Source organism: Bradyrhizobium sp., from assembly GCF_049581145.1.
Taxonomy (GTDB): Bacteria; Pseudomonadota; Alphaproteobacteria; order Rhizobiales; family Xanthobacteraceae; genus Bradyrhizobium.
This window is the reverse complement of sequence record NZ_JBAURI010001133.1, coordinates 1-1,784: the sequence shown is the minus strand read 5'-3', so window position 1 is coordinate 1,784 and position 1,784 is coordinate 1. Positions and strand designations below refer to the sequence as shown.

Genomic DNA, 1,784 nt, shown 5'->3' with positions numbered 1-1,784 from the left:
GCGCGGATCTCGCCGGCTTCGATGGCGCGGTCGAGCAGGGCGCCGACGGCCTTGGTCAGCCGCTCGAACGAGAAGGCGGTGAGTTCCGAGGTGCTTTGCACCGCCAGCGCCAGCGCCGCCGACATCCCCTTCTTGGTGGCGACGAACTCGACATTGGCGCGCAGCCAGCGGCGCAGCGCCTCGACCGGCGAGGCCTCGCTCTTCAACTCTTCCGCCAGCTCGCCGAGCTGCTCGACCTCGCGGCGATAGACCGCCTCGAACAGCGCCTCACGGGTCGGGAAATGCCGGTACAGCGTGCCGATGCCGACGCCGGCCTGCCGCGCCACGGCTTCCAGGCTCGCGTCCGGCCCGCCGGCGCTGAACACGGCTTTCGCCGCCTCCAGCACCCGCTCGCGGTTGCGCAGCCCGTCAGCGCGGGGCTTGCGCAGCCTGTGTCCGGACCCATTTGCCATGTGGCGCGTTCTTGTCACCGGTTGTTGAACAGCCGTCGCTTGATAAACGGAGGCATCCTCCGTATAGTGCGACGCAACACGTTCGGCCAGTTAAACCCTGGTAAGCCCCGCGCGTGATGCGGATCGCAACGGCTCACAATCCTCCGGGCCGTGAGCGCTGCGATCCGGTTTGACCATAGCATCGATCGGAACACCGCATGAACCTGGCCATCAGGCTCACCGTCAATGGTGAGCAACGCGAAATCGTGCTCGACGACCCGCGCGTCACACTGCTCGATCTCCTGCGCGAGCGTCTTGATCTGACCGGAACCAAGAAGGGATGCGACCGCGGCCAATGCGGCGCCTGCACCGTGCTGGTCGACGGCCGGCGCATCAATTCCTGCCTGACCTTGGCGGCAAGCCATGAAGGTGCGGAGATCCTCACCATCGAGGGCGTCGCGCAAGGCGACCAGTTGCATCCGGTGCAGGCCGCCTTCATCGCCCATGACGGCTTCCAATGCGGCTTCTGCACGCCGGGCCAGATCATGAGCGCGATCGGCCTGCTTGCCGAGGGCCAGGCCGGGGACGATCCGGAGCGGATCCGCGAGGGCCTCAGCGGCAATCTGTGCCGCTGCGGCGCCTATGCCGGGATCGTCGAGGCGGTGCTCGACGTGCAGAAAGCTCTCGCTTCCACCAAAACGGAGCGCGCCGCATGAACCGGTTCGATTATGTGAAGCCCAAGACCGTGGCCGAGGCGGTCGCGGCCGCGGCCGAACCGGGTGCCGCCTATCTCGCCGCCGGCACCAATCTGCTCGACCTGATGAAGGGCGGCGTGGTGCAGCCACGGCGTCTGGTCGATGTCTCGCGTCTGCCGGGACTCGACCGGATCGAACGCCAGGCCAATGGCGACTTGCGCATCGGCGCGCTGGTGCGAAATGCCGATCTCGCTCTCGACCCTGATTTCGCAAAAGCCTATCCGGCGATCGCCGAAGCGCTGCTCTCCGGCGCGTCGGCGCAGTTGCGCAATGCCGCGACCGTCGGCGGCAATCTCTTGCAGCGGACGCGCTGCGCCTACTTCTACGATCCCGCCTCTGCCTGCAACAAGCGCACCCCCGGATCGGGCTGCGATGCGCGCGACGGCGACAACCGCCTGCACGCGGTGCTGGGCTGGAGCGAGGCCTGCATCGCGACCAATCCGTCGGACTTCTGCGTGCCGCTCGCCGCTTTCGATGCAATCGTCGAGATCGAAGGCCGAACCGGCAAGCGCGAGATCGCGCTCGAGGCGCTGCATCGGCTGCCGGGCGCCACGCCGGAGCAGGATGTCGTGCTCGAGCCGGGCGACCTGATCGTCGC

3 protein-coding genes are annotated in these 1,784 nt (G+C 67.5%); 2 read left to right on the top strand and 1 reads right to left on the bottom strand.

Going from position 1 to position 1,784, the window contains the following annotated elements:
* Positions 1-452, bottom strand: a 452-nt coding sequence (locus WCB02_RS36285; RefSeq protein WP_423966435.1) for a TetR/AcrR family transcriptional regulator, incomplete at its 3' end; no start/stop codon positions are given.
* A 197-nt stretch (positions 453-649) separates the two neighbouring features.
* Here WCB02_RS36285 and WCB02_RS36280 point away from each other — a divergent pair.
* Together WCB02_RS36280 and WCB02_RS36275 are read left to right on the top strand one after the other, a co-directional pair.
* On the top strand, positions 650-1,147 hold the full coding sequence (locus WCB02_RS36280) for a (2Fe-2S)-binding protein (RefSeq protein WP_423966433.1): 498 nt from the start codon (positions 650-652) through the stop codon (positions 1,145-1,147).
* Positions 1,144-1,784 (top strand): FAD binding domain-containing protein (locus WCB02_RS36275; RefSeq protein ID WP_423966431.1); only part of this gene is annotated, 641 nt, incomplete at its 3' end. The genes WCB02_RS36280 and WCB02_RS36275, both read left to right, overlap by 4 nt.